This is a genomic window from Enterobacter cloacae complex sp. GF14B (assembly GCF_004136805.1).
In the GTDB taxonomy this organism is placed as follows: Bacteria; Pseudomonadota; Gammaproteobacteria; order Enterobacterales; family Enterobacteriaceae; genus Enterobacter; species Enterobacter hormaechei_C.
This window is the reverse complement of sequence record NZ_QFRV01000344.1, coordinates 1-995: the sequence shown is the minus strand read 5'-3', so window position 1 is coordinate 995 and position 995 is coordinate 1. Positions and strand designations below refer to the sequence as shown.

The following is a 995-nucleotide window of genomic DNA, read 5'->3' as shown; positions in this document are numbered from 1 at the left end:
CGATAAACCCCGGCGTGGACTGGCAGCGTACCGGCTGCTTTCCCCAGCTCAGCGCCAGCTCGCACAGCGCATCGGCCACTTCTGGTGAGGTCGCCAGCCCGCTGACCACCTCCACCAGCTTCATCACCGGGGCAGGATTGAAGAAGTGCAGCCCGGCGACGCGTTCAGGGTGGTTTATCTCCGCCGCAATCGCGGTAACGGAAATGGACGAGGTATTGCTGGCGAGCAGCGTCTGCGGCGGGCAAACCTCTGCCAGCTGGGTAAACAGCGCCTTTTTCACTTCAAGCCGCTCGGAGGCCGCCTCGATCACCAGATCGGCTTTCGCCAGAGCACTGATATTCGTCACCGGCGTCAGGCGGGCGAGGATCTGCTCCCCGGCGTCGGCAGAGAGTTTTCCACGCGCAACGCGTGAGGACAGCCGCTGGCGAATGCCGTCGACGGCGCGGGAAATCGCCGCTGCGTCAATGTCGTACACCAGAACCGGATGACCGTGGCTGGCTGCCACTTCGGCAATCCCGGCGCCCATGGTGCCGCTGCCAATGACGGCGACCGTATGGATATTCACCATCTTATTTCCCCGTAAAGTTCGGCGCGCGTTTTGCCAGGAACGCGCTGACGCCTTCCCGGTAGTCGTCGCTGCGTCCGGCCAGGCGTTGATAGTCGCGCTCCAGATCAAGCTGGGCGTCGAGGGTGTTGGTTTCGGCGGCGTTGATCGCCTGCTTGATCAAGCCCAGGCCAAAGGTCGGCTGCGAGGCAAAATGCAGCGCCATCTGCTGTACGGTGGCGGAGAGCTGCTCGTCGTCCACCACCTGCCAGATCATTCCCCAGGCCTGTGCCTGCTCAGCGCTGAGCTTATCGCCCAGCAATGCCAGCCCCATGGCGCGGGCGCGTCCGGCCACGCGCGGCAGCAGCCAGGTGCCGCCGCAGTCCGGGACGAGGCCGAGCTTGCTGAAGGCCATCACAAAACTGGCGGAGCGCGCCGCAATCACCATGTC

At 64.4% G+C, this 995-nt stretch carries 2 protein-coding genes; both read right to left on the bottom strand.

Going from position 1 to position 995, the window contains the following annotated elements; translation table 11 throughout:
- Positions 1 to 568 (bottom strand): 3-hydroxyacyl-CoA dehydrogenase NAD-binding domain-containing protein (locus DD606_RS25580; protein WP_255573135.1); only part of this gene is annotated, 568 nt, incomplete at its 3' end.
- 1 nt (position 569) lies between these two features.
- The coding region (locus tag DD606_RS25575; RefSeq protein ID WP_176691515.1) for an enoyl-CoA hydratase-related protein at positions 570 to 995 on the bottom strand (426 nt) is incomplete at its 5' end.